This window comes from Actinomycetospora sp. CA-084318, assembly GCF_050955885.1.
Classification (GTDB): Bacteria; Actinomycetota; Actinomycetes; order Mycobacteriales; family Pseudonocardiaceae; genus Actinomycetospora.
The window spans coordinates 2,071,265-2,095,243 of sequence record NZ_CP192098.1 but is presented as its reverse complement, the minus strand read 5'-3'; the positions used below and the strand labels follow the sequence as shown (position 1 = coordinate 2,095,243).

Here is a 23,979-nt window from a genome sequence, read left to right as displayed (position 1 = left end):
ACCCGTCACGCTCGGGGGCGAACTCGCCGACCACGGAGGACGTCATGGCGGTCCGCACGCTCCCACGCCGCCCGACCCGTCGTCGGGAAGGGCCTCCGGTGTACTCGGTGGGGATCTGCGCCCCGGGCGGCGGCCTGCGGGCCGCCGCCGTCGGGCTGGGCACGCTGCAGGTGCTGCGCGCGACCGGCTGGATCCGGTCGGACGGCTACCTCTGCTACGTCGACGAGCACGTCGGGGTGGCCGCCGCCCTGCGTCAGGAGTGCCGGACGGCGGTCGTGGTCGACGTGGGCGAGGGACCCCCGGCGCTCCCCCGCGGCATCGAGGTCGACGACGTCTCCGGTCTCGCGCCGGGCACCGGGCTCCCGGACGACGCCACCGGCCCGTTCCGGACGCGGCTCGCCGACGCCGCGGTGGTCGCCGGGTGGATCACCTACCCGTCCGGCCGGCGCGGCCGGCTGGTGCTGGCGATGCCCCGGCTGACCGCCGACGTCCCCGACGCGGTGCTCCGGTACGCCGCGACGCACCCGGCCTTCCCGCACGAGACCACCGCGCTCGACGACGGCCAGGTCGAGATCTACCGCCAGCTCGGCCGGCACCTCGGGGCCCACGTGGTGGGGACGCTGCTGCGCCTCAGGACGTGAGCCAGGACCGCCATCCACGCCGTCGTGGGGCGGGGACCGGTTCCCGACGACGGGTCACCTCGGTCAGCAGGTCCGCGGCGGCGGTCGGGTCGTCGACGTGACGCAGGACGTCGGCGGTGGACCGGTCGAGCCGCCGGGCCAGGACGCGCGGCGACACCTCCGCGGTGTGCACCGGCACGCCGTAGCGCCGGGTGACGACCGCACGCTGCTCGGCGGACACGCCGGGGCCGGCGACGAGGAAGCGCGGGTAGGCGTGCGAGGCGCGCCAGCCGTGCTCGCCCTCGACGACCTCGCCCCACAGCGCGACGACGCCCAGGACCTCGTGGTCCGACGGGCTCCACCCGAGCGTGCCGGTGTCGGCGACCGCGTAGAGCCCGCACGGGCACGCGTCACCGGGCGGGGTGTGGCGGGGGCTCGCGCAGGTGGCGACCATCGGACGTCCCGCCGGCCACGGGGTGCCGGTGAGCGGGGAGAAGAGCGTGTGGCGGTGCTGGGCCCGCCGGCCGACGCGCCAGGTGCGCCAGCCGAGGACCGCGGCCGGGACGTCCGGCACCGCCACCGTGCGGTGCGGGGCGGTCACGAGCGGGCGTCGGCCGTGACGGTCCGGGGCTCCACGTGCTCGGGCCGGTCGGTGTGCTCGACGTGCACCACGTCCTCGACGGGCGCCTGCGCGGCGGCCGGGACGGGGCTCTGGAGGGGTTCGGCGGTGAAGCGACGCTGGACGCGTCCGATGTCCATGCCGACGAGCCTGTCATGCGGCGGGACCGCTTTCCAGCGTCGGGTCGCCTTCCGAATCGGAGGTTCCAGGACGCCGATCGATCCGACCGCCTCAGCCGCAGGAGCGGCCGTTGCGGTCGTCCTCGCGCAGGCTCGCGACGTAGTCGCGCAGGCCGCCGTTCGAGGCGTCGGCGCCGGTGTGCGCGTAGGTGACCATGAAGTGGCCGTAGTCGTAGCCGAAGGCGAGGTCGACGTGGCGCAGCAGCCGGCCGGACGCGTCACGGTCGATGCCCGGCTCCGCGCGCAGCGTGATCTCGCGCCCGCCGAGGAGGGCCTCCGCCATCTGCTTCGCCTCCGCGCCGCCCGGCGTCGAGGGGGCGCAGGAGTCGATCCCGAGGACGTGGATCACCTGGTTCCCGGCGCGGACGGTGTCACCGTCGATCACGTCGGTCACGGTGACGGTGCTGCGGGCGGGTGCCTCGGTGGCGCTGCTCGCCGGGGCCACGGTGGTCGCGTTCGAGGCCGGGCCCAGGACACCGATCCCGACGAGGCCGACCAGCGCCATCCCGATCCCCGACCACACCTTCTCCGCCGTGCGCACCGTGCCCTCTCCCCCGACGTCGTCGTCCGATGTCGCGGATGTCGGACTCCGTTGCTCCGGTGTTACGAGCAGTGCGCCGATCGGGTGACTACTGCTTTTCGGCCGCGGCACTACGGCATCTCGCCGTCGGGCACCCTGCCGTGATCACGGCCGCACTAGCGTCCGGCGGCACCCGACCCTCCTCGCGTGAGGACGCCGTGATGAGCCAGCAGCAGTACCCCTACGCCGCGCCGCCGCCCGGTCCGTTCGGACCGCCCGTGCCGCCGCCGCGCCCCAACGGCACGAACGTGATGGCGATCCTGGCGATCGTGTTCGCCTTCCTGTTCTCGCCGCTGGGCATCGTGTTCGGCGTGGTCGGGCGCCGGCAGACCGCGCGGACCGGGCAGGCCGGACGCGGGCTCGCGACGACGGGGCTGGTGCTGTCGGTGGTGTTCCTCCTGCTCGGGATCGCGGCGACCGTCTACCTCACCGTGCTCGCCGGGCAGCTCCTGCGGTCCGTCCCGACGACGTCCGTGCCCGAGGCCCCGACGGTCTCGACTCCGGCGGTGACCGGACCGGTCGGGCCGGGCACGGTCGGGGTCGCCGACGGCGACTACGGCCCCGAGCTGCCCGCGGACGCGCTCGCCGCGGAGGTCGGCACCCGGTCCGGTGCCACCGACGTGATCTGCCCCGGCTACCTCCCGGCCCAGGTGGAGGCCAGCTCGACCTGCGACGGCACCCTCGACGGCCAGGCCGCCCGCTTCCGGGCCACGGTCACCGCGGTCGACGGGTCGGAGGCGACGATCGACATCGCGCGGGAGCAATAGGCGGCGCCGGGCGCCGCACCGTGTTCCCGCCGAGCCTGGGACCGCCACGCCCAGGCTCCGACGGCGCGGACGTGCCACGGTGGTCACGGACCGGACCGGTCCCGTGACACAGAGGCGGGTATGACCACCACCATCCCCATGTCCATCACGGTCGACGGCGAGCGGCACGACCTCGACGTCGACCCCCGCACCACCCTGCTCGACGCCCTGCGCGAGCGGCTCGGCATCACGACGACGAAGAAGGGCTGCGACCACGGCCAGTGCGGCGCGTGCACCGTGCTGCTCGACGGTCGTCGGGTGCTGTCGTGCCTGACGCTCGCCGTCGCGAAGGACGGCGCCCACGTCGTCACGGCCAACGGCCTGGCCACCGACGGCGAGCTGCACCCCGTCACCGAGGCGTTCCTCGCGCACGACGCCTACCAGTGCGGCTACTGCACGCCCGGCCAGATCTGCTCCGCGGTCGGGGCGCTCGACGAGGCCCGGCGCGGCATGCCGAGCGCGGCCACGGCGGACCTCACCGGCGAGGTCAGGCTCGACCGGGCCGAGATCGCCGAGCGCATGAGCGGCAACCTCTGCCGGTGCGCGGCCTACGTGAACATCGTGTCGGCGGTCGAGGAGGCAGCCGGGGTGACGCAGCGATGAAGCCCTTCACCTACGCCCGGCCGGACGCCGCGACGGACGCGGTCGCCACGCTCGTGGCCGACCCCGAGGCCCGCTTCCTCGCGGGTGGCACCAACCTGCTCGACCACCTGAAGCTCGGCGTCGTCGAGCCGTCGCAGCTGGTCGACGTCACCGGCATCACGAGCACGGAGATCACCGAGCTCGACGACGGCGGGCTCCGGATCGGCGCGGGCGTCCCGAACTCCGACCTCGCGGCCGACCCGCGGGTGCGGGAGCGCTACCCCGCGGTCGCCGCGGCGATCCTCGCCGGCGCGTCGGGCCAGCTGCGCAACATGGCCTCCACCGGCGGCAACCTGCTCCAGCGCACCCGCTGCGCGTACTTCGCCGACCCGACGACGCCGTGCACCAAGCGCGACCTCTCGCAGGGCTGCTCGGCGCGCGAGGGCTGGGCGCGCTACCACGCGATCCTGGGCGCCTCGGAGCACTGCATCGCGACGCATCCCTCCGACCTCGCCGTCGCGCTCGTCGCGGTCGACGCGCAGGTCCAGGTCCTCGGCCCGGACGGGGCACGCACGATCCCGATCGGCGAGTTCCACCGGCTCCCCGGCGACGACCCGACGCGCGACACGGTGCTCGCCCACGGCGACCTGGTCACCGCGGTCGACCTGCCCGCGAGCACACCCGCCGTCGCGAACTCGACCTACCGCAAGGTGCGCGACCGGGCGTCGTACGCGTTCGCGCTGGTCAGCGCGGCGGTCGCGCTGGAGGTGCGGGACGGGACGGTCGTCGACGTGCGCATCGCGCTCGGCGGCGTCGCCCACAAGCCCTGGCGCGCGACGACCGCCGAGGCGGCGCTGCGCGGTCGTCCCGCTACCGACGACGAGTTCCGCGCCGCGATCGCGGCGGAGCTCGAGGCGGCGGTGCCGGTCGAGAGTCCGCTCGGCGGCAACGCGTTCAAGCTCCCGCTGGTGACCGGCACGGTCGTCAGCACCCTGCGAGGCCTGGCCGGAGGGACGGCATGACGACGATGGACGCCCGCAGCATGGGCACGTCGGTGCGGCGGATCGAGGGCCCGGAGAAGGTCACCGGCACGGCCGCCTACGCCGGTGACACCGTGGCCGCGGGGACGCTCGCGCTGCACCCGGTCCAGGCGACCGTGGCGCGCGGCGAGATCACCGCGATCGACACGAGCGCGGCCGAGGCCGTGCCGGGGGTCGTCGCGGTGCTGACCCACCGCACCGCACCGCGGCTCGGCGACACCGGCGACCCCGAGCACCTGGTCCTGCAGGGGACGACGATCCACCACCGCGGCCAGTTCGTCGCCGCCGTGCTGGCCGAGCACGCCGAGGCCGCGGCGGAGGCCGCGCGGCTCGTCGTCGTGAGCGTGGACGAGGCCCCGTCGACGACAGGCTTCGACCCCGACGCCGAGGCCTACACGCCCTCGGCGCTGGGCAACGGACAGCCCGCCGACTCCGGGCAGGGCGACCCGGAGGCGGCCCTGGCCGCGGCACCCGTCGTCGTGCGGGCCTCGTACGCGACGCCGATGGAGCACCACAACCCGATGGAGCCGCACGCGACCACCGCGACGTGGGTCGACGGGCGGCTGGAGGTCCGCGAGGCGAGCCAGGGCGTGGCGCTCGCCCGGCAGACGCTCGCGACGCTGTTCGACGTCGAGGTCGGCGACGTCACCGTGCGCTCCCCGCACGTCGGGGGCGGCTTCGGCACGAAGGGCTTCCTGCACGCGGGGACGGTGCTGACCGTGCTGGCGGCCCGGACGGTACCGGGGCGCCCGGTGCGGTTCGCGCTGGGCCGGCGGCAGATGTTCGAGACCGTCGGGTACCGGCCGGCGACGGTCCAGCACATGTCGCTGGGCGCCTCGGCGGACGGGCGGCTGCAGGTCGTCGCGCACGACGTCGTGGGGGCGACCGCGCGCTACAAGGAGTTCGTGGAGCCGGCCGGCGGGTCGACCCGGTCGATGTACGCGGCGCCGCACCGGCGCACCTCGCACCGGGCGGTGCCGCTCGACCTGGACGCCCCGACCTACATGCGCGCCCCCGGCGAGGCCCCGGGCAGCTTCGGGCTGGAGTGCGCGATGGACGAGCTCGCGGTCGCGCTGGACCTCGACCCGATCGAGCTGCGGGTGCGCAACGAGCCCGAGGTGCACCCGGAGACCGGGCTGCCGTTCTCCTCGCGCGGACTGGTCGAGTGCCTGCGGACGGGCGCCGAGCGGTTCGGGTGGTCGAGCTGGGAGCGGGCGCCGCGGCGGCGGCTGGTCGACGGCTGGTGGCACGGGGTCGGCGTCGGCTGCGGGACCTTCCCCGCCTTCCGGATGCCGGGGTCGACCGCGGACATCACCTTCACCGGCGGCCGCTACGTCGTGGCGATCGGCGCGTCCGACATCGGGCAGGGCGCCCGCACCGTGCTCACCCAGATCGCGGCGGACGCGCTCGGCGTCGACGTGGGCTCGATCGCGGTGGAGATCGGGTCGACGGAGGTGCCGGTCGGGTCGTTCGCGGGCGGGTCGGCGGGCACGGCGTCGTGGGGCTCGACCGTCGTGGAGGCGGCCGACCGGTTCCGCGACAAGTACGGCGACGCCCCCGACGAGGGCGACCACGCGGACGCCGCGACCCCGGACAACCCGTGGGCCGAGGAGTACGCGATGGCGGCGCACTGCGCGCAGTTCGCCGAGGTCGCCGTGCACGCCGACACCGGCGAGATCCGCGTCCCGCGGTTGTTCGGGATGTTCGGGGTGGGGCGCATCCTCAACCCGGCGCTCGGCCGGTCGCAGCTGCAGGGCGGCATGGTGTGGGGGCTGTCCATGGCCCTGCACGAGGAGAGCGTGGTCGACCCCCGCTTCGGCGAGGTGATCAACCACGACTTCGCGGGCTACCACGTGGCGGCCAACGCCGACGTGCGCGTCGTCGAGGCCGAGTGGATCGACGAGGACGACCCCTACGTCAACCCGATGGGCGCGAAGGGCATCGGGGAGATCGGCATCGTCGGGGTGGCCGCGGCCGTCGCGAACGCCGTGTACCACGCGACCGGCGTGCGGGTCCGGTCGTTGCCGATCACCTGCGACGACGTCCTGACGTCGGGTCTGCTCTAGCCGGTGGTGCCCCGGTCGCGGCGGTGGACGAAGGTCCACCAGTCCGCGTCCCAGTCCCGCATCCGGCCGCGGTCCAGCGCGAACCGGAGGGCGAGCAGCACCGAGCCCAGCACCAGGACCGCCCCGACCAGTGCCCCGACCGCGTCGACGACCCCCTCGATCGTCGCGTCGGAGGCGCTGGCGGGCGGCACCACGGGCCGGTCGCCGGGCCCGATCCACAGCCGCATCGTCTCGCCCGTCTCCAGTGACGGGGCGGCCGGGACGGACGCGGTGTGCCGGGTCAGGTCCGGCTCGACCCACGCGACGTCGACGTCGGAGAGCCCGCCGGTGTAGCCGACCGCGGGGCTCGCCACGGCGGGGGCCGCGAGCACGGTGGCGTCGACGGGGTGGGCGATCGCGCGGGTCGCGTCGGCCGCGGCCCGCGCGTCCTCGGCGCCGCGCTGGCCCAGCACGATCGCGCACGGGATCACGAGGAGGAGCACGACGACGGCGAACCGCAGCGCCGCCGTCTCGATCCGGTCGGAGGACCGCCGCAACGCGCTGCGCCGCGGGAAGAGCGCCGTCCGGATCCGCCCGGCTGCACGCACCGTCGCCATGGCCGATGGATTCCCGGGGTCCACGCACCCCAGTCCGCGATGTGACGGAACGCAGGCGATCGGCCGTCGTCCCGGCCCGGATCGTCACGCTCAGTCGCAGATGTCCTGCGCCTCCGACTCCCGGAACGACTCGCCGTGCTGCGGGAAGTACCACGTGACCCGGCGGTAGGCCTCCTCGCCGTCACAGTCGCCGAGGTCGAACGCGACGACCGTCGCGCGGTCCTGCACCCCGCGCGCGTCGGGTTCGTCCCCGGGCCGGTAGAGGGCCGTGCCACGACCGGTGGCCCGGTCCTCGCCCCAGTCCTCCCAGGTGATCCCGGTGACGAGGCCGCGGTCGCTCCCGCCGTCGATCTCCGTGGGCTGCCGGGCGCCGTAGCCCCGGCGGTCGCCCTCGCTGCGGCCGAGCTCGGGACCGTCGCCGGCGGTGGTGCTCGTCGCGGGCACGATCGGCGGGCCGGCCACCGGCGCGGGCGGGACGGTGCTGGTCGGCGGGACCGTCGTGGCCACCACGGGCGCGGGGGCCGGCGCCGCGACGGCGGTGTCCGTCACCCCGCGCGCCAGCCAGCCGCCCGCGGCCCCGGCTGCGAGCAGCAGCAGCCCCACCAGCGCCAGGACCGGCCACCGGGGCCCCGTCGCGACGACGGGTGCGGGTCCCGTCGGCGGGGTGCTCACCAGCGTGGGCTCCGGCCCGGGGGCCGGCGCGGCCGTCGGGGTCGGACCGGTCGGTGGCATGCGGACCGTGAGGGGCTCACCGGCCGGAGGCGTGTCGCGCTGCTCGACCACCGGCGCCCCCTTCCGGCCCTGCCCGTCGACCCACCGGCCGATCGTGCGGCGGAGTATGCCGCCCGCCGGGTCGCACGGTCGAGGACCCCGGCCGGGGTCCGGGTCTCAGCCCGGCGTCCGCGCCCGGAGCAGGTCGCCCCGGCTGACCATGCCCACCACCCGGTCGTCGGCACCGAGCACCGGCAGCGACCGGTAGCGGCGGCGCACCATGGCCTTGGCGACCTTCGTCAGCGGCACGTCGTGGCGCACCGCGGTGGCGCCGGCCGTCATCGCCTCGCCGCACGTGCGGGGCGCCCGCCCGCGGCCGGAGAGCCGGTCGGGCAGGAGGTCGGCCTCGCTGACCACCCCGAGCAGGTGGTCGTCGGCGTCGAGGACGGGGAGCGCCGACAACCGCTGCGCGGAGAGCCACGCGGCGGCCTCGCCGACCGGGGTCGAGGGGTCGGCGACCCAGCACCGGTCGATCGGCGTCATCACCTCGCCCGCGGTCGTGCCCGCGCGCGGGCGGTCGGGCGGGGGCACGTCGAGGTCGACGTCGGGGGTGCCGAGGAGCCGGTCGACCAGCGAGCGGCGTTCGGGCGTGCGCAGCAGGTCGCCGCGGGTCACGATCCCGACCAGCAGCCCCCGCTCCACCACGGGCATCGCCCGCACCTCGCCGTAGCGCCGCATGCGGTGGGCGAGGATCCCGACGAGCGTGTCGGGGGTGACCGTCATCGGGTCGCGGGTCATGAACTCGGCGACCCGGGCCCCGGCCCGCCCGGTCACCTCGGCGCGCAGCAGGTCGAGCGTGGTCACGATGCCCACCAGCCGCCCGCCCTCGGTCACCGGCAGCGCCGAGAAGCGGTTGGTCGTCAGGAGCGCGCGGGCGTCGTCCAGCGAGGTGCCCGGGGACACCGTGACGACGCCCCGGGTCATCACCGCACTCGCGCGCACCCCGGAGTCCTACCGGCCGTAGGTGATCGACGCACCCGTCCGCTCGAGCTGCTCGCGGGAGAACGGCTGCGAGTCGGCGACGCTGCGACCCACGCCGACGCGGTACGTCGCGTCGCCCGCCGGCACGTCGGTGAACAGCACGTCGAACCGGCACGCGTCGGCGTACGGGCTCCGCGTCGCCCACTGGTCCACGGCGTACCCGGTGCGCGGCACCGTCGCCGAGCCCACGATCCCGCCGTCCGCACCGAAGACCGACATCGTCCAGCCCGACACCGGCTGCGCGGTGCACGGCACCCCCGGCAGCGTCAGGCCGGACACCGCCACCAGCACCGTCCCCTGCACGGTCATCGTCCGCGGCCCGGTGTCCAGCACCGCCGCGGCGCCGCCGATCCCGAGCAGCGCGACCACCGCCAGCACGAGCCATGCGACCCGTCGTCGGGCCGGCCGTGGCGGGGCGGGCGGGGCCGGGGGCTCCGCGTCGAGCCAGCGGATGCCGCTCGGCGGCGTCGGGGTCCAGGGCTCGAGCGGGCGGCGCGGCGCGGGGACGGCCCCGACGTCAGGGGTGGTCCGGTCGAGCTGGGTCACGTCGCCTCCGTGTCGTCCCGGGGGGCCCGGTGTCGGGGTCGACGTTAGGTCATGGTATTGCGCAGGTGCCTGCCGAAATAGACGACGTGCACCGAGCGGGTGCGTTCGACCCAGGTGAAGTAGATGCGGGGCGCCAGCCCGGCCGACGAGATCTTGATGTGGGACTCCACGATCCGCGGCTCGCCGTCGACGTCGAAGGTGCGGGTGTCCGGCCAGCGGTCCATCACCGACTTCGACTCCCGCATGGCGAGCTTGCGGGGGCTGGCCGGCCAGGCCATCGGGTGCCCGGAGTTCCAGCACCACTGGAAGAAGTCGGCCTCGATGCCGTCGCGGGACCGGGCGCGGGAGTACCAGGCGAGCGCGCGCAGCGCCCGCCAGGCCTGCTCGCCCCAGGCCGCGCCCGCGGACTGCCGGTCGAGCAGCTCCAGGTCGACCCCGGCGCTCGTCGGGAAGACGAGGTACTCCCCGAGGTGCTTGCGGGCGAGGGCGGCCGCGTCGGTGCAGTCGCGGGCGTGCACGGGGGCGACGTCGAGGTCCTCCAGCCCCGCCTCGGCGCGTTCGCCGCGGACGCGGGCGAGCTCGCCGGAGAGCGAGCGCAGCTGGTCGCGCAGGCTCGCGACCTCGTGCTCCAGGTCGCCGTACTCCTCCAGCACCCCCTCGGCGACGGACCGTTCGGCGGCGAGCTCCTGCTCGAGGTCGGCGATCCGGGCGGTCGCCTTCTCCAGCGTCGCGCCGAGGGCGGCCGGTGCCTGGGCGTCGAGGTGGGCGCGGGCGCGGTCGTAGGAGTCCGGCGGGCGTCGGCCGGTGGAGAGCGGGGCGACGACCCCGGCGACGATCCGCCCGGCGAGGCCCGGCTTCGTCCAGAACCGGTCGGCGCGGACGTCGAGGGTGTGGTCGTCGTCGCCCTCGTCCCCGGCGGCGGGGTCGAAGCCCGGGAGGTACACGCGCAGGCCGCCCGGACCGATCGGGGTGTCCTCGCCGAGCGCCCCGGCCAGCGCCGACGCGCCCTCGGGGTCGACGACCGCGACGGGCGCGAGGCCCGCGACGTCGCGCACCGTGCGCCGGACGACCGCGTCGAGTACCCGTCCGTCGTCGACTCCGACATCGTCGCCGAGGTCGGCGAGGACGACGACGGGGACGTCGCGGTCGTCGAGGGTCACGAGGTCCGCGAGCTCCTCGGCGCCGTCGGCACCCCGGAAGCGCATCGGGGTCGCCCGCAGCGGGACCCCCTGCCGGACGGCCTTCGTGGCCGTGAGGAGCTCCCCGACGAAGATCGGCGGGCGCGGGACGATCGGCTCGTTCGGGTGGTGGGTGGACGCGTCGACGTCGACCCACACCCACGCCCGCGCACCCTCGTGCTCGGCGGTGCCGCCCGACCAGGTGCGCAGCGTCGTCGTCCACCGGATGCCGTCGCGCCGGTTCGCGATGAACACGGCCCGCACGATCGCGGTGATCTTCGTGTCGGTCGGGTCGCGGTGGATGTCGCGGCGCAGCGTGTAGCGGTCCTGCTTGCTGGTGCGCGTGCGGGGTCCGGGCGGGGTGAGCGGGCGGTGGTCGCGCTCGGCGGCCCGCTCCGCCCAGCGGGTGAAGGCGTCGTCGGCCAGCTCCACGGCGGCCGGGTCGTCGGAGGCCCAGATCGCGCGGTAGAGCGTGCCCATGCCTCTCCCCTAGTAGGCGCCCCGCGATCCGAGGACCGCGCCGACGGTCTTCCACAGGATCGTGGCATCCAGCGCCGGTGACCAGTTCTCGACGTACCGCAGATCGAGGCGCACCGACTCCTCCCAGCTCAGGTCGCTGCGTCCGCTCACCTGCCACAGCCCCGTCATGCCCGGACGCACGAGCAGCCTGCGTCGGGCGTCGTCGGCGTAGCGCGCGACCTCGCGGGCCAGCGGCGGCCGCGGCCCGACCAGCGACATCGACCCGCCCAGCACGTTGAACAGCTGCGGCAGCTCGTCGAGCGAGAGCCGGCGCAGCACCGCGCCGACCGGCGTGACCCGCGGGTCGCGGCGCAGCTTGAACAGCGGCCCGGCGCCCTCGTTCGGCAGCGCGTCGACCTGCCGGTCGGCGTCGACGACCATCGACCGGAACTTCACCATGCGGAAGGTCCGGCCGTGCACGCCGACGCGCTCCTGCCGGTAGAACACCGGGCCGCCGTCCCGGCGCACGGCCACCGCGATCGCGAGCAGCACCGGCGCGAGCACGAGGAGCAGCACCGCCGCCCCGACCCGGTCGACCACCGCCTTGATCCCCCGGGTGGTGCCGGAGAACCGCGGCTCGGTCAGGCGCAGCATCGGCAGCCCGTCGACCGGTGCCACGTGCAGCCGCGGCCCGCCGATCTCCATGAGACCCGGGTCGACGACGAGGTCCACCCCGGTGCCCTCGAGGTCCCACGCCAGCCGGTGCAGCCGCTTCGCGCTCCACCCGGGCGCCGGGGCGACCGCGACGACGTCCACGTCGTGGGTCGCGGCGTGGCGGGCGACGTCGTCGAGGTCCCCGACGACCGGCACGGCCGCGGCCCCCTCGCCCGTCGGCGTGCACGCCGCGACCACGCGCCAGCCGTGCCACGGCACCCGCTCGGTGCGCGCGACCAGGTCCGCCACGGCCTCGGGGGTCCCGACGACGAGCACGCGGGCCATGCAGGCGCCCTCGCGGCGGGCACGGTGCAGCACCCGCCGGACGAGCCACCGCCCGACCAGCACCGCCACCCCGACGGCGGGCAGCACGCCCACCACCCACGGGCGCAGTCCGTCGGCCTTGACCACGAACCCGATGAGCGCGAGGAGCAGGGTGGCCCGCACGAAGGTCCGCGCGAGCCGGTTGAACTCCTCGGAGCCCTGACCGAGCACCTGCGGGTCCCAGCAGTGCAGGGCGGCCATGAGGACGACCGCGGTGACGACGGCGGCGACCGCCCCGAGCGCGGTGCCCGCGACGTCCCACTGCCGCCACGTCACCCCGACGACCCCGACCACGCCCGTGATCACCAGCACGAGCGTCAGGTCGGTGGCGACCACCGCCCGCCGCAGCCGCCCCCGCCAGGCCCGGGCCTCCCGCGTCGGCGGTGCGACCCGCTCCGCCGAGCACGTCCCCACGTCGATCCCCATCCGCGACGTCTTCCCCTCGGTCGCGGTCGCGCCCCGTAGCGACCTCGCAGCACTGCTCCGTTCCGAGGAGTCGACGTACATCCGAACGGGCTATGACGCGAGGAGAGTATGTCGCTTTCGGTCACGGTCGGCCGTGGTGATGCACGACCCCGTGGATGGCAGGCTGTGGGGCCGGACCCGTCGTCGGGAAGGAGTGCGCGTGGCGCGATCGCCGTTCGGTGAGCTCCCGGAGTCCGACCGGCACGACGGGGAGGCGGGGTACTGGCCGGGCGACCGCACCGCCTGGGGCGGGCGCGGCCGGGTGCCGGTGCTCGTGGTGCTGGGCGTGTTCGCGGCGGTGCTGGTCGTGGTGCTGGCGCTGACGTTCCTGTCCGACTCGGACACCGGCTCGGGCGCGGCCGCCGTCGGCGGTCCCCCACCGCCGGTGCTGGCGGGCGAGGGCGTCACGCCCGGGACCCCGGTGCGCCTCGGCGGCTACTCGTTCGCGGTCGGGGTCGGCCCGTTCGCGGCGAGCGCCCGGGGGTCGACGGCGGGCTCGCACCTTCTGCTGGCGCCGCTGGTCGTCCGGAACACCTCGGGGGCACCTGCGCCGAACCCGCTGGCGTCGCTGCGGGTGCGGGTCTCGCTGGCGTCGCTGCCCGAGTCGGTGACGACGGGGCCGTCGGCGGTGCTGTGCGCGAACCGGCCCGCGGTGTCGCCGCTGGGTTCCCCGGCGGCGTCCTACCCGGGCCTGCCGGCGAGCGCGTGCGTGCTGGAGGCACGGACGTCGGGGGGTGGTGTCGCGACGCTCGCGCCGGACGAGGAGGCGCGCGGCACCCTGCTGTCGACCCCGGTCCCCGACGCCGTCACCGACACGGCCGCCTCGGTGTGGACCGAGACCACGCCCGGGACCTGGCAGCGGGTGGGCTGACGCGGGTCTGCGGCGCCCGGGTGGCTGTCAGTGGCACGGAGCGCCCTCGCGGGCGCTCCGTGCCACTGACGATGTGCAGCCGGCAGACGTGTGTGGCACGCGGGTCACTCAGGTGCACCCGATGCCACACACGTCCGGCCGCCCGGGTCGGGCCGCCCCCCTCGCGCCGGCCCGACCACGGGGTCACATGACGTCGGCGAGGATCGACTCCGTCGTCACGTCCGGCGTGCTCCCCGCGTCCTCCGTGTCCTCGTCGCTCACCTGGCCGCCCTCGCCGGTGCTGTCCTCGTCGCCGTCGAGCTTCGGCAGGCCCTCCTCCTCCGGCGCACCGGTGTCGCCGGCACCGGTGTCGTCAGAACCGGTGTCGTCAGAACCGGTTTCCTCGGTCTCGCCAGCAGGCGGCGTCGTCGCGTCGCCCTCGCCACCACCGGTCTCGCCGCCACCGGTCTCACCACCACCGGTGTCGTCGCCACCGGTCTCGCCACCACCGGTGTCGTCGGACTCGGCCTCGTCGGCAGGAGGCGGCGACGTCGTGTCGTCCTCGCTGCCCGGCGTCCCCGGGTCCGGCGTCTCGGGAGTACCGGGCAGCTCCCCATCCGGAAGGTCCGGCAGACCCGGGAGGTCAGGCAGACCGGGCAGCATCCCGCCCGGCTTCTCGGGCTCGGGGTGCTCGTGCTTCCCGCCGTGCTCGTGCTTCCCACCGTGCTCGTGCTTCCCACCGTGCTCGTGCTTGCCGTGCTCGTGCCCGCAGCCGCACTCGTGGCCGTCGTGCTGCCGGTCGTGCTGCCCCTCGTGCGTCGTGCTGGTCGACTGCTCGGGCAGCTCGCCGGCGAGCGCGACACCGGTGCCACCACCGGCGACCGTCAACGCCGCAACGGCGGCGAACGCGCCGCGGCCGGCGATGGTGGCGAGCCGGCCGTCGCGACGGCGGGGAGCGCTGTGTGCACCCATGAGGTCCTCCTCGATCGTCCCTGGACATCGCACGGCAGGAGGACCCGGTGTCCCCCGAACCGGGAAGCGACGGTCACGGACCGTCGCTGACGACGAATAACGAAGACATCACGGACGGGCGACGGAGATACCGAAGAAAAGGCCAGAAACTGTCGCGAGAACGCCGCTACCAGCGCGAACCCTGTCTGGAACGCCTTTTCCGAACAGATCGACAATTCGTGACCTCGCACGGAGCCACGCGAGTTACCCGGACACGATCGGGTTCATGCACGAATTCGTCGTCCGATGCGGCAAACTGCCGACCCCGACCCCCGAGGGCTGCGCGCGCGGCGCCGGGCGTGCAGGAAAGGTTCTGGAAAGGCGGACACGCTTCCATGTGACCGGTGGACGCCGGTCGGGACGGGACGCTCTCAGAGCTCCCGGCGGAGTCCCAGGGGAAGCGGGGGTCCCGGGGTGTCGGAGGGCCGCCCCGGGGCCGTCACCTCCGCGAAACCCTCCGCCGCCTGCGCCCAGGGCGTCCAGCCCAGGGCGCGTGCCGTGTCGGCGGCGGCGCGGAAGTGCCGGTACGCGGTCTCGGGGTCACCGCGGGCCGCGAGCGCGAGGCCGCGGTAGAGGTCGACCGGGCCGAGGAACGCCGCCCCGATGCCGACCACGACGGTGGCGCCCGGGTCCTCGGGCAGGGCCTTGAGGACGAGGTCGGCGGTCGAGCGGTCGTCGAGCGCGAAGGCCGCGCACGCCGCGAGGCAGAGCCCGACGCGGTCGAACAGGCCCGACTCGCGCCCCTCGCGGCGACGGTGGAACTCGGCGAGGTGGGCGGCGGCCGTCGGAGGGTCGCCGCCCTGCACCGCGTCGACGGCCGCGCAGGCCGCCCACGCGGGCACGTTGGGGTAGTCGGCGGCGGTGCGGGCGGGCAGGCCACCGAGGACCGGCAGGCTGCCGGTCAGCAGGTGGCGGATGACGAGGTGGGCCCCCAGGGCGCCGAGCGCGTCCGCGATCCCGAGCTCCGCTCCGCGCTGGAACGCCTCGCCCGCCGCCTGGTCGGCCGCGTCGATCTCGCCCTCCGCCAGCATCGCCGACGCCTCGACCAGCCGGACCGCCCACATCGTGCGGGGCCGGTGCCGGCGCTCGGCCTCGGGGACGAGCGCGGCGTGCAGGTCGAGGGCCTCGGCGAGGTCGCCACTGCCGACGAGCGCCGCGACCAGCAGCTCGTCCGCCTCGAAGCGCAGCGCGACCCGGTCCGCCGCCCGCGCGAGCCGCGCCGCCCGGCGGGCGGTGACCACCCGCTCGGTCGCCGGCACGGACACGCCGAGCTGCAGGTAGGCCTCCGTCACCGCGACCTCGGCCGCGAGGACGGGCTCGTCGGCGGCGCCGCCCAGGGCCAGCAGCTCGTCCAGCAGCGCGGCGCTGCCCTCGATGTCGAGCTGCTGCTCCTCGACGACGAGCCCGCGCAGCACCCGGACCCGCTGCACGTCGGTCAGCGGCAGCGCGTGCACGCGCCGGAGCCGCTCGAGCCGCCGCGGGCGCCCCGCGACCGAGGGCCCCTGCGCGTCGTCGCCGAGGGCGGCCGCGACGGCGTCGCCGACGTCGGCGTCCGGGTCGGCGACGACCGCGTCGAACTCGTCCGCCGCCTCGTCGACCCGGCCCAGTCCCTCGAGCACGAGACCGCGCAGCAGGCGGGCGTGGGCGGGCCGCGACGTCGCAGCCGCGGCGGTGTCGAGCAGTTCGAGCGCGCTGGACAGCGCCCCGTCCCGGTAGGCGGCGAGCGCGGCCGGCAGGTGCGCGTCGGCGACGGCCGCCGCGGGCAGGAGGGCCGCGGCGCCCACGGTGTGCCGCAGGACGGTGAAGGGCTCGGCGTCCGGGCCGAGCCCCGCGAGGCGCGCCCGGTGCAGCTGGGCCCGTTCGACCGCGGGCACCGTGTCCAGCACGGCCGTGGCGGTGAGGTCGTGCCGGAAGGCGAAGCCGTCGGCGGTGGACTCCACGAGGGTCATCCCGACGGCGGGTCGGAGGTCCCGCGCGAGGGTGCGCCCGTCGGTGCCGACGGCGTCCGCGAGCTCGCTCACCGGCAGCGGCCCGAGGACGGCCATGGCCTCCAGCGCGACCCGGCAGCGCTCGGGCAGGCCCCCGAGCTGGTGGTCGAGCAGCGGACGCAGCCGGGCCGGGACGCGGCGGGTCGCGGCCTCGCGCGCGTCGTCGTCGGGAAGGTCGCGCAGCTCCGCCAGCAGGGCCGACAGGTGCAGCGGGTGCCCGGCGGTCCGCGCCCAGAGCGTGGCGACGAGCCGCTCCCCCGTCGCGTCCCCGTCCATGGACTCCTCGACCATCGCCCGGGTACCGGCCTCGTCGAGCTCGCCGAGCGGCAGGCGGAGCACCCCGTCGAGCAGGACGAGGTCGGCCGCGGTGTCGCTCCAGGCGCGGTGGGCGGTGGTGTCCGGCTCGCGGGCCGCGACGAGCACGACGACCCCGGCGGGCAGCCCGGCCCCACCCAGTCCGCGCAGGACGTGCAGCGACGCCGGATCGGCCCGGTGGGCGTCGTCGAGCACGACGAGCACCAGCCCGTCCGCGGACGCGGCGGCGAGCCGGCGGCGCAACGTGCGGCCCGGGGTCGGGTCGCGCAGCGACGGCGGGGCGACGCCGACCGCGTGCAGCGCCTGCACCCACGCGGCGAACGGTGCCTGGTCGTGCTCCCAGAGCCCGCGGCCGACGGTGGCACCGCGCCGCTCCGCCTCCTCGGCGGCGGCGCGGAGCAGCGTCGACTTCCCGATGCCCGCCTCCCCGGCGACGATCACGATCCGGCCGCCCCGCGTGTCGTCGAGCGCCTCGCGGAGGGTGGCGAGCGGCGCGGAGCGGCCGACCACGTCGCGGCGACGCCGCTGCTCGGTGTCCAGGACGGCCCGCTCGGCGTCCCGGAGGACCTCGCCGGGGTCGACGCCGTGCTCCGTGCGCACCCGACGGCGGGTGTCGGCGAGCAGGCGCAGCGCCTCGGCGGTGCGGCCCTCCGCGTGCAGGGCGAGGGCCGCGACGGCGACGATCCCCTCGTGGGTCGGGTCCGCGTCGAGCACCTCGGCGGTCAGGGCGACGACCTCCCGCGCGGCGCCCGCCTCGAGCAGCGCATGGGCGTGGGCCTCGACGGCCTCGTCGCGACAGCGCAGCACCCGACGACGCTCGGCGTCGAGCCGCCGCCCGAGCCGACAGCCCGGGAAGGGCTCACCGCCGAAGGCGGCGAGGGCGGCGGCCGGGTCGCCCGGGGCGGCGTCGAGGAAGCGCGTGAGGTCGACGTCGTCGCGCCCGACCTCCAGGACGTACCCGCCGCCCGTGCTCGCGACCGTCGCCGGCGCGACCCACTTGCGCAGTCGCGAGATCTGGATCTGCAGCGCTCCCGGCGGGTTCTTCGGCAACGCGTCCTCGGCGTAGAGCTCGTCGATGAGCGTCTCCGAACCGACCGGCCGGCCCGGATCACACGCCAGCTGGGCGAGCAGGGAGCGCAGCACGGCGCTGCGCAGCGGCGGCGCGTCCGCCACCGCCACCTCGCCCAGCAGACGGATCTCCGTCAACGCTCCCCCAGGAGTAACCGCCAGTGACCTCTTACGCCGACCATACGTCCGAGACGGTCATCGGAGTAGACCACATCCAGGCAGGCGACATACTCCTGGTGACCCCCATCCCCGGCGAACCGCTCGGGGACATGATCACGCGGCTCGACGGCTCCGGCTTCTCGCACTCCGCGATCGCCGTCGCCGACGGCGAGGGCCGGGTCGCCTCCGCCCACATGTCGTTCTGCCGCACCCGCCCGTTCGACCTCGGCGGGATCCGCGGCGACCACGTCTCGCACTTCTGGGCGCTCGGCCAGTCGGTGTACCGCCTCGCGGTGCGGCCCGAGGTCGACCGCGACGCGGCGCTCGAGCGGCTCGCGACCTGGCGCACGCCGGACGACGACGGCACCTTCTCGGTGCCCAAGCTCGTCATCGTCGCCATCGCCCTGGCCACCTTCGCGCCCGACCTCGACCCCGCCCAGGCCCGGCGGGTGCGGGAGCTCGCCGTCGAGGCGGCCACGGCGTGGGAGGGCGTGCCGGAGCGCCGGCAGTTCTACTGCGCCGAGCTCGTCACCCGGCTCTACGACCGTCCGTTCCCGGCCGACGTCCTCCGACCGCCCGACCCGCAGCGCCCCGCGTCGGGTCCGCCGGTGCAGGAGGGCTTCCTCGACTCGCTGCTGGTGCGGACCCTCGGCTGGCTCACCGACGACGATCTCCAGGCGCCCTACGACCGGATGCTCGCCGCCGTGGAGGAGGCGATGCCGACCTTCCTCGACCAGGCCGCGGTCGACATCCTGCTCAGCCCGTTCCTGCGCGGCGACGGGCCGGCCCTGTCGCAGGGCCGGCGGACCCCGCGGACGGTTCCCGACGACGACGGGCGCGCGCCGCGGCTGCCGTTCTCGCTCGTCACGCCCCGCATGCTGCTCGACGCACCGTGGACGGCCGACCACGTGGAGTTGATCCGGGGCGAGGGCGCGCCACTGCCCCCGCCACCCTGATCGGCGGCACCCCACGGTGGTCACACATCGAGTTGTCCGGCGACGCTGCGGAGTTGTCCGGCGGACCAGAGGGTTGTCCGCTTCACTTCCGGGGAGATCCGAGGCCCGGAAAGCTGCTCCGCGTGACCGCTCCCGCGCTCGTGTCGGGGCCGCCGTTCCGGGGTCTCGAGGGGCATCCCGGACCGTTCGGCCGGGGCGGGAGCGGTCACCCGAACGGGTAACTGTGCGGGTCGTCGGGTCGATGGAGTCCGGGAGGAACACCGACGACGTCCGGAGGGACCACCGTGCCCCGACCGCAGCGTGAGCTCGACCCCGCCGGCGGTCCGCTCGTCGAGTTCGCCCGCGACCTGCGCGCCCTGCGCGATCAGGCCGGGAGCCCGAAGTTCACGACGATGGCCCGGCGCACGGGACGCTCGAAGACGGCGCTCGCCGACGCCTCGGCCGGCCGCCACCTGCCGCGCTGGGAGACCGTCGAGGACTACGTCCGGGCCTGTGACGCCGACCCCGCGCCGTGGCGGGTCCGCTGGGACGCACTGCGCGCGACGCTCGGCGCTCCCCCGCCGCCCCCGGGGGCGGCGCAGGACGACGAGCAGGACGACGAGCGCGCGCCCCGTGCGAACGGCGCCGTCCTGACGCCCGACGTCGGCGCTGCGCCATTCCTGACGTCCGTCGAGGCCGGGGCTCCCGACGAGCGTGGCGACCTGGTGAGGTCCGACGACCGCCGTGTGCCGCCGCTGACATCGGGCGGACGCACCCGCCGCCGCCCGGCCCTGCTCGTGGCGGCCGCGATCGTCGTGGCGCTCGCCCTCGGGTTCGTGCTGGGTCGGGTCTCGGTGCCCGACCCGCCCGTCGTGCCGCAGACCGTCGAGGCCATCGAGGTGCAGAACAAGGTCGCGCTGGGCGCCGACCGGCTCGTCGAGGACCGCACGCCCGCCTACCTGTCCACCGAGGCGCTGTCGTACTGCGCGTCGCCGAGCCGTTCGTGCAAGGTGCCCGGCACGGAGATGGCCTCGGGGGCCGCGATCGTCGCGAACTGCTGGACGCAGGGCCAGATGATGTGGAACGTCGACCTCGCCGACCCCGACCAGGGCCGCAACCCGGAGCGGGCCCAGTCCGACCTCTGGTACCGCGCGAGCTTCCCCGACGGCCGCACCGGCTACCTCTCCGAGGTCTACGTGGTGCGCGGCGACCGCGGCGGGCGGGGTCTGCCGCGCTGCGTGCCCTAGCGGCGCTGCGCCGCCAGCCCCTCGACCCACGCCACGTACGCCGCGTACGCCCGGCCGGCGCCCAACGCGTCGGCGGCGTAGGCCCGGCCCCGCTCCCCGGCGTCGTCGTCGCCGGCGGTCGCCAGCACGGCCGCGTGCAGGGCCTCGGGATCGCCCGGGTCGATGCGCAGGCCCGCGTCGGCGCGGGCGAGCTCGGCGGAGGCCGCCGACCGCGCCCAGGACGCCGCGACCACCGGCCGGCCGGCCGCGAAGTACGAGGTCAGCTTGGACGGCGCGCTCATCTCGGCCACGGTCTCGGCCTCGTTCACGACGAGGACGTCGGCGGCCGCCAGCGCGTCGGGGAACCGGTCGCCGGGCAGCGGGTCGAGGAAGGTGAGGCGCTCGACGTCCGCCCCGAGCTCGGCCAGTCGCGCACGCTGGTTGCCGTCGCCGAGCAGCACGAACCGCACCTTGGAGCCCGCCAGGTCGGCCTGGCGCGCCGCCTCGACGAGGTTCTCCAGGCCCTGCTTCACGCCCATGTTCCCGGCGTGCAGCGCGATCACCTCGTCCTCGCGCCACCCGAGCTCGCGGCGGACCGCGGTCCGGTCGCGGGTCGGCGGGGCGATGTGCGACCAGTTCGGGATGGTGGTCAGCCGCGCCTCGTCGACCCCGAGCCCGGTGAGGGTCGGGACGAACGACGGGTGCACCACCGCGACGCCGTCGGCCCGCGCGAGCAGTCCGCCCTCCAGGCGCGCCCCGAGCGACGCCATGCGGGACGACGTCATGCGGGTCTCGGTCAGCGCGCGGGAGTAGAGGTCCTGGGTGACGACGCCGAGCACGGTCCGGCCATCGCGGCGCCACCGGAGACCGGCGAGCACGGTGAGCAGGACGGGACTGACGGCGACGACCACGTCGGGCCGCGGGCCGCCGACGAGCGCGGCGTGCGCGGTGAAGGCGGCGTCCATGACGATCCGGCGGCGCGCGTCGGGCACGGCGGGGACGGGATGACGCACGCGGGTCACCGGCACGCCGTCGATCACCTCGCGGCGACGCAGCCCGGTGTAGCCGGCGGTGACCTCCCACGCCGGGTAGTGCGGGTACCCCGTGACCACGCGCACCCGGTGCCCGGCCGCGTGCAGCGCGCCGACCATGCCCGTGGTGTACGGCGCGTTGCCCGTGTGCTCGGGCGCGTAGTGCATGCCGATCACGCAGACGTCGAGCGCTGCCGACATCGGTGCGGCTCCCTCGTTGCTCGCGGACGTTCTCCTCACGCATGGTCGACACCCCGCCCGCGGGCCACCCTGGAAAGAGATCCCAGGGTTTCCAGGTCTACGCCACACGGGCGCCGGATCACGGTCGATACCACGCTCGATGTCCGATTCGCCCGTTGACGGTGGCCGCGTGCAACGCAGAAGATGGCCTCGTGTCCCCCGAACGCGCGACGCGACCGCCTGCTACGACGCACAGTGACCACACCTGGGCGCCCCGCGTGTCGGTGGTCGTGCCGCTGTTCCAGAAGGAGCGCTACATCGGGCGCACCGTCGCGAGCGTGCTCGGGCAGACCTTCGACGACTTCGAGCTCGTCGTGCTGGACAACGCGTGCACCGACGCGTCGGCCGAGATCGTGCGCTCCTTCCGCGACCCGCGCGTGCGGCTCGAGCGCAACGCCGCCACCGTCCCGGCGCCCGAGAACTTCGACCGCGCCGTCCGCCTGGCCCGCGCCCCGCTGGTCAAGGTCCTCATGGCCGACGACCTGCTGGCGCCGACGCTGCTCGCCGAGCAGGTCCCGCTCATGGAGGCCGACCCCTCGCTCGCGCTGGTGTCGTGCCGGCACGACCTCGTCGACGACGACGACCGCGTGATCGTCACGGGCCGTGCCCTGGGCTCACCGGACCTGCTCGGCCTGCGTGACGGGGCGACGGTGCTGCGCCGGATCGTGCGCCACCGCGGCAACCCGATCGGCGCGCCCGGCAACATGCTCTTCCGCCGCGACGCCTACGACGCCTGCGGCGGCTTCCCGGCCGACACCTACGTGCTCGACGTCGGCCTCGCGGCCCGGCTGGTCACGCAGGGCCGCTTCTACGGCATGTCCGAGAGCCTCTCCCAGTTCCGGCTGGCCACGGGCTCGCTGACGTCGTCGCACCGGCGGGCGAACACCGCCACGCAGCACGCCTTCCTGCGCACCCTGCGCCGCGAGCACCGCGGCGTCGTCCGGCGCCGCGACGTGGTCTACGGCCTGGCGCGCGAGCCGCTGACCTGGCTGCGCTCGCAGCTCATCGCCGCCGCGTCGACCGACCCCGCGTCCGCGCGCCACCGGGTCGCCTCGGTGGCGCTCGGACGCCAGCCGGGTCAGCGCGGGGTGGCGAACACGACGATGTTGTCGCGGTAGTTCAGCGTCGCGTCGTCGAACGGTCCGCCGCACGTCATCAGGCGCAGCGTCGGCGTCGTCATCGGCCCGTAGACCCGCTCGGTGGGCAGGGCGTCCTTGGCGAAGGTCTCCACCGAGTCGACCCCGAACCGGGCGGTGCCCCCGTCGGAGCGGCCGACCTCGATGACGTCGCCCGGCTTCAGGTCGTCCAGCGCGCCGAACACGGCCGGACCGCGCCGGGTGTCGACGTGGCCGACCATCACCGCCGCCCCGGGGTCGCCGGGTACGGCGGACGAGCTGAACCAGCCGACCTTCGAGAAGTCGGTCGGCACCTGCAGCGCGCCGCGGTAGTCGACGCGCAGGTCGACCGGGTCGTCGACGTCGAGGTTGATGGCGGGGATCGACAACGACGTCGGGTGCGGCCCGCCGGACGGGGGCGCGGTCGCGATGGCGAGGGGCATCTTGACGGCGGCCGGCACGCCCTCGGTGGGGTCGTCGCCGAACCAGCCCGAGATGGTGTCCCAGATGCCGCCCGCGGCGAGCCCGGAGTGGCTCAGCCCGCCGAGCCCGGCGCCGATCCCGCCCGACGGCGGGGTGGGCGCCTTCGGGGCGGGCGGCGCGGCCGAGGTGGTCTCGGCGCTCGACGGCTGCGGTGGGGCCGCCGTCCCGGGCGCCACCGGCGGGACCGACGACTCGGCGGTGCGCGGCGCCGAGCTCGGGGCCGGCGCCGGCTGGCCGGGCGCGGGGGCGGGCGCCGCTGCGGACGACGCGGCGTCGGCGACCAGCTGGGTCGCGAGGCCGCCGTCCGCGGCGCGCGTGACGACGAGGGTGCCCACGGACGTGCTGGTCACCGGCACCTCGACGGAGGAGGACTTCCCGCTGCGGCTCGACACCTGCAGCTCCCACGGCTTGGCGGGCACCGTCGCGTAGGGCGTCGCGGAGCCGTAGAACAGGCTGCGGGCCAGCGGCACGGCCGGGGAGGCACCGGACGGGTCGACGCCGGTGACGTCGACCGGACCGACCTCGGCGGCCGCCTGCACGATGCGCAGGGCGCCGGAGCCGGCCGGGGCCGGCGCGGTCTCGTCGTCGAGGACCTGCGCCTGGGTGGCGCCGTCGGGCCCGATGTCGACGAAGGTCGCGGTCTGCGCGGAGCCCGCGGGCACGTCCACGGCCACGTCGAACAGCGGCGGCGCGGTCTGCGGCGCCCCGGCCGGACGCCCCTGGATGCGGTAGGTGCCGGCGGGCTCGGTCAGGTAGGGGCTCACCGCGCGGTAGGAGACGTCGCCCGCCACCTTGGTCAGCGGCAGGTCGGGCCCCTGCGCGTACATGTCGACCGCCGGGGTGGTCGGCGAGAGGTGCGCCAGGCGGAGCATGCCCGTGCCCGGGTCGGCGACGGCCTCGCGGACCCCGACGACGCCGATCGCGCCCACCGCGACGACCACCGCCGCCGCGGCGCCGCCCACGGCCCACCACACCCGTCGTCGGGAACGCTCTGCCATGCGAGCCCAGTACCCCGGACGGGCGTCACCTATG

22 protein-coding genes are annotated in these 23,979 nt (G+C 75.8%); 9 read left to right on the top strand and 13 right to left on the bottom strand.

Annotated elements, in window-relative coordinates; translation table 11 throughout:
- The first annotated feature begins 44 nt into the window (after positions 1–44).
- Positions 45–641, top strand: coding sequence for a hypothetical protein (locus tag ACQPYX_RS10270; RefSeq protein WP_433802806.1), 597 nt, complete (start codon positions 45–47; stop codon positions 639–641).
- On the opposite strand, the gene ACQPYX_RS10265 is transcribed toward ACQPYX_RS10270, so the two are convergent.
- The 3 genes from ACQPYX_RS10265 to ACQPYX_RS10255 all read right to left on the bottom strand — a co-directional run bounded on the left by ACQPYX_RS10265 (position 631) and on the right by ACQPYX_RS10255 (position 1,959).
- The gene (locus ACQPYX_RS10265; RefSeq protein WP_433802805.1) at positions 631–1,221 is read right to left on the bottom strand and encodes a hypothetical protein; all 591 of its coding nucleotides are present in this window, start codon (positions 1,219–1,221) and stop codon (positions 631–633) included. The two genes, ACQPYX_RS10270 and ACQPYX_RS10265, sit on opposite strands and share 11 nt — an antisense overlap.
- Entirely contained in the window at positions 1,218–1,379 is a 162-nt protein-coding gene (locus tag ACQPYX_RS10260) for a hypothetical protein (RefSeq protein ID WP_433802804.1), read from the bottom strand. The genes ACQPYX_RS10265 and ACQPYX_RS10260 overlap by 4 nt, the downstream gene beginning before the upstream one ends.
- Positions 1,380–1,470: 91 nt before the next feature.
- Entirely contained in the window at positions 1,471–1,959 is a 489-nt protein-coding gene (locus ACQPYX_RS10255; protein WP_433802803.1) for a thermonuclease family protein, read from the bottom strand.
- 200 nt (positions 1,960–2,159) lie between these two features.
- Here ACQPYX_RS10255 and ACQPYX_RS10250 point away from each other — a divergent pair, with 200 nt between their 5' ends.
- The 4 genes from ACQPYX_RS10250 to ACQPYX_RS10235 all read left to right on the top strand — a co-directional run bounded on the left by ACQPYX_RS10250 (position 2,160) and on the right by ACQPYX_RS10235 (position 6,492).
- Positions 2,160–2,765 (top strand): DUF4190 domain-containing protein, encoded by a 606-nt coding sequence (locus ACQPYX_RS10250; RefSeq protein WP_433802802.1) that lies wholly within the window; start codon positions 2,160–2,162, stop codon positions 2,763–2,765.
- Positions 2,766–2,885: 120 nt separating this feature from the next.
- Positions 2,886–3,407 (top strand): 2Fe-2S iron-sulfur cluster-binding protein, encoded by a 522-nt coding sequence (locus ACQPYX_RS10245; RefSeq protein ID WP_433802801.1) that lies wholly within the window; start codon positions 2,886–2,888, stop codon positions 3,405–3,407.
- Entirely contained in the window at positions 3,404–4,408 is a 1,005-nt protein-coding gene (locus ACQPYX_RS10240; RefSeq protein WP_433802800.1) for an FAD binding domain-containing protein, read from the top strand. Before ACQPYX_RS10245 ends, ACQPYX_RS10240 begins: the two co-directional genes overlap by 4 nt.
- Entirely contained in the window at positions 4,405–6,492 is a 2,088-nt protein-coding gene (locus ACQPYX_RS10235) for a xanthine dehydrogenase family protein molybdopterin-binding subunit (RefSeq protein ID WP_433802799.1), read from the top strand. The genes ACQPYX_RS10240 and ACQPYX_RS10235 overlap by 4 nt, the downstream gene beginning before the upstream one ends.
- Here ACQPYX_RS10235 and ACQPYX_RS10230 read toward each other — a convergent pair.
- The 6 genes from ACQPYX_RS10230 to ACQPYX_RS10205 all read right to left on the bottom strand — a co-directional run bounded on the left by ACQPYX_RS10230 (position 6,489) and on the right by ACQPYX_RS10205 (position 12,487).
- Positions 6,489–7,088, bottom strand: coding sequence for an Rv1733c family protein (locus ACQPYX_RS10230; protein ID WP_433802798.1), 600 nt, complete (start codon positions 7,086–7,088; stop codon positions 6,489–6,491). The genes ACQPYX_RS10235 and ACQPYX_RS10230 overlap by 4 nt on opposite strands.
- A gap of 90 nt (positions 7,089–7,178) precedes the next feature.
- Positions 7,179–7,760, bottom strand: a complete 582-nt coding sequence (locus ACQPYX_RS10225; protein WP_433802797.1) for a hypothetical protein — start codon at positions 7,758–7,760, stop codon at positions 7,179–7,181.
- Between the two features lie 216 nt (positions 7,761–7,976).
- Positions 7,977–8,801, bottom strand: coding sequence for a CBS domain-containing protein (locus tag ACQPYX_RS10220; RefSeq protein WP_433802796.1), 825 nt, complete (start codon positions 8,799–8,801; stop codon positions 7,977–7,979).
- A 9-nt stretch (positions 8,802–8,810) separates the two neighbouring features.
- Positions 8,811–9,386, bottom strand: coding sequence for a hypothetical protein (locus tag ACQPYX_RS10215; protein ID WP_433802795.1), 576 nt, complete (start codon positions 9,384–9,386; stop codon positions 8,811–8,813).
- 44 nt (positions 9,387–9,430) lie between these two features.
- A complete protein-coding gene (locus tag ACQPYX_RS10210; protein WP_433802794.1) occupies positions 9,431–11,044 on the bottom strand; it encodes a hypothetical protein in 1,614 nt (537 codons plus the stop codon).
- A 9-nt stretch (positions 11,045–11,053) separates the two neighbouring features.
- Entirely contained in the window at positions 11,054–12,487 is a 1,434-nt protein-coding gene (locus tag ACQPYX_RS10205) for a sugar transferase (RefSeq protein WP_433802793.1), read from the bottom strand.
- A 199-nt stretch (positions 12,488–12,686) separates the two neighbouring features.
- On the opposite strand from ACQPYX_RS10205, the gene ACQPYX_RS10200 reads away from it, so the two are divergent.
- On the top strand, positions 12,687–13,397 hold the full coding sequence (locus ACQPYX_RS10200; protein ID WP_433802792.1) for a hypothetical protein: 711 nt from the start codon (positions 12,687–12,689) through the stop codon (positions 13,395–13,397).
- 183 nt (positions 13,398–13,580) lie between these two features.
- Here ACQPYX_RS10200 and ACQPYX_RS10195 read toward each other — a convergent pair whose 3' ends face one another.
- Together ACQPYX_RS10195 and ACQPYX_RS10190 are read right to left on the bottom strand one after the other, a co-directional pair.
- Positions 13,581–14,348, bottom strand: coding sequence for a hypothetical protein (locus ACQPYX_RS10195; protein ID WP_433802791.1), 768 nt, complete (start codon positions 14,346–14,348; stop codon positions 13,581–13,583).
- 410 nt (positions 14,349–14,758) lie between these two features.
- Complete coding sequence (locus ACQPYX_RS10190; protein WP_433802790.1) at positions 14,759–17,896, bottom strand: AAA family ATPase; 3,138 nt, start codon at positions 17,894–17,896, stop codon at positions 14,759–14,761.
- 98 nt (positions 17,897–17,994) lie between these two features.
- On the opposite strand from ACQPYX_RS10190, the gene ACQPYX_RS10185 reads away from it, so the two are divergent.
- Together ACQPYX_RS10185 and ACQPYX_RS10180 are read left to right on the top strand one after the other, a co-directional pair.
- The gene (locus ACQPYX_RS10185; RefSeq protein ID WP_433802789.1) at positions 17,995–18,873 is read left to right on the top strand and encodes a hypothetical protein; all 879 of its coding nucleotides are present in this window, start codon (positions 17,995–17,997) and stop codon (positions 18,871–18,873) included.
- Positions 18,874–19,157: 284 nt separating this feature from the next.
- Entirely contained in the window at positions 19,158–20,099 is a 942-nt protein-coding gene (locus tag ACQPYX_RS10180; RefSeq protein WP_433802788.1) for a helix-turn-helix domain-containing protein, read from the top strand.
- Here ACQPYX_RS10180 and ACQPYX_RS10175 read toward each other — a convergent pair.
- A complete protein-coding gene (locus tag ACQPYX_RS10175) occupies positions 20,096–21,310 on the bottom strand; it encodes a glycosyltransferase family 4 protein (RefSeq protein ID WP_433802787.1) in 1,215 nt (404 codons plus the stop codon). The two genes, ACQPYX_RS10180 and ACQPYX_RS10175, sit on opposite strands and share 4 nt — an antisense overlap.
- Positions 21,311–21,501: 191 nt before the next feature.
- On the opposite strand from ACQPYX_RS10175, the gene ACQPYX_RS10170 reads away from it, so the two are divergent.
- A complete protein-coding gene (locus tag ACQPYX_RS10170; protein ID WP_433802786.1) occupies positions 21,502–22,467 on the top strand; it encodes a glycosyltransferase family 2 protein in 966 nt (321 codons plus the stop codon).
- Here the strand turns inward: ACQPYX_RS10170 and ACQPYX_RS10165 are convergent.
- Positions 22,428–23,945: a DUF4397 domain-containing protein gene (locus ACQPYX_RS10165; RefSeq protein ID WP_433802785.1), complete on the bottom strand. Its 1,518-nt coding sequence runs from the start codon at positions 23,943–23,945 to the stop codon at positions 22,428–22,430. The genes ACQPYX_RS10170 and ACQPYX_RS10165 overlap by 40 nt on opposite strands.
- Between the last annotated feature and the right edge of the window lie 34 nt (positions 23,946–23,979).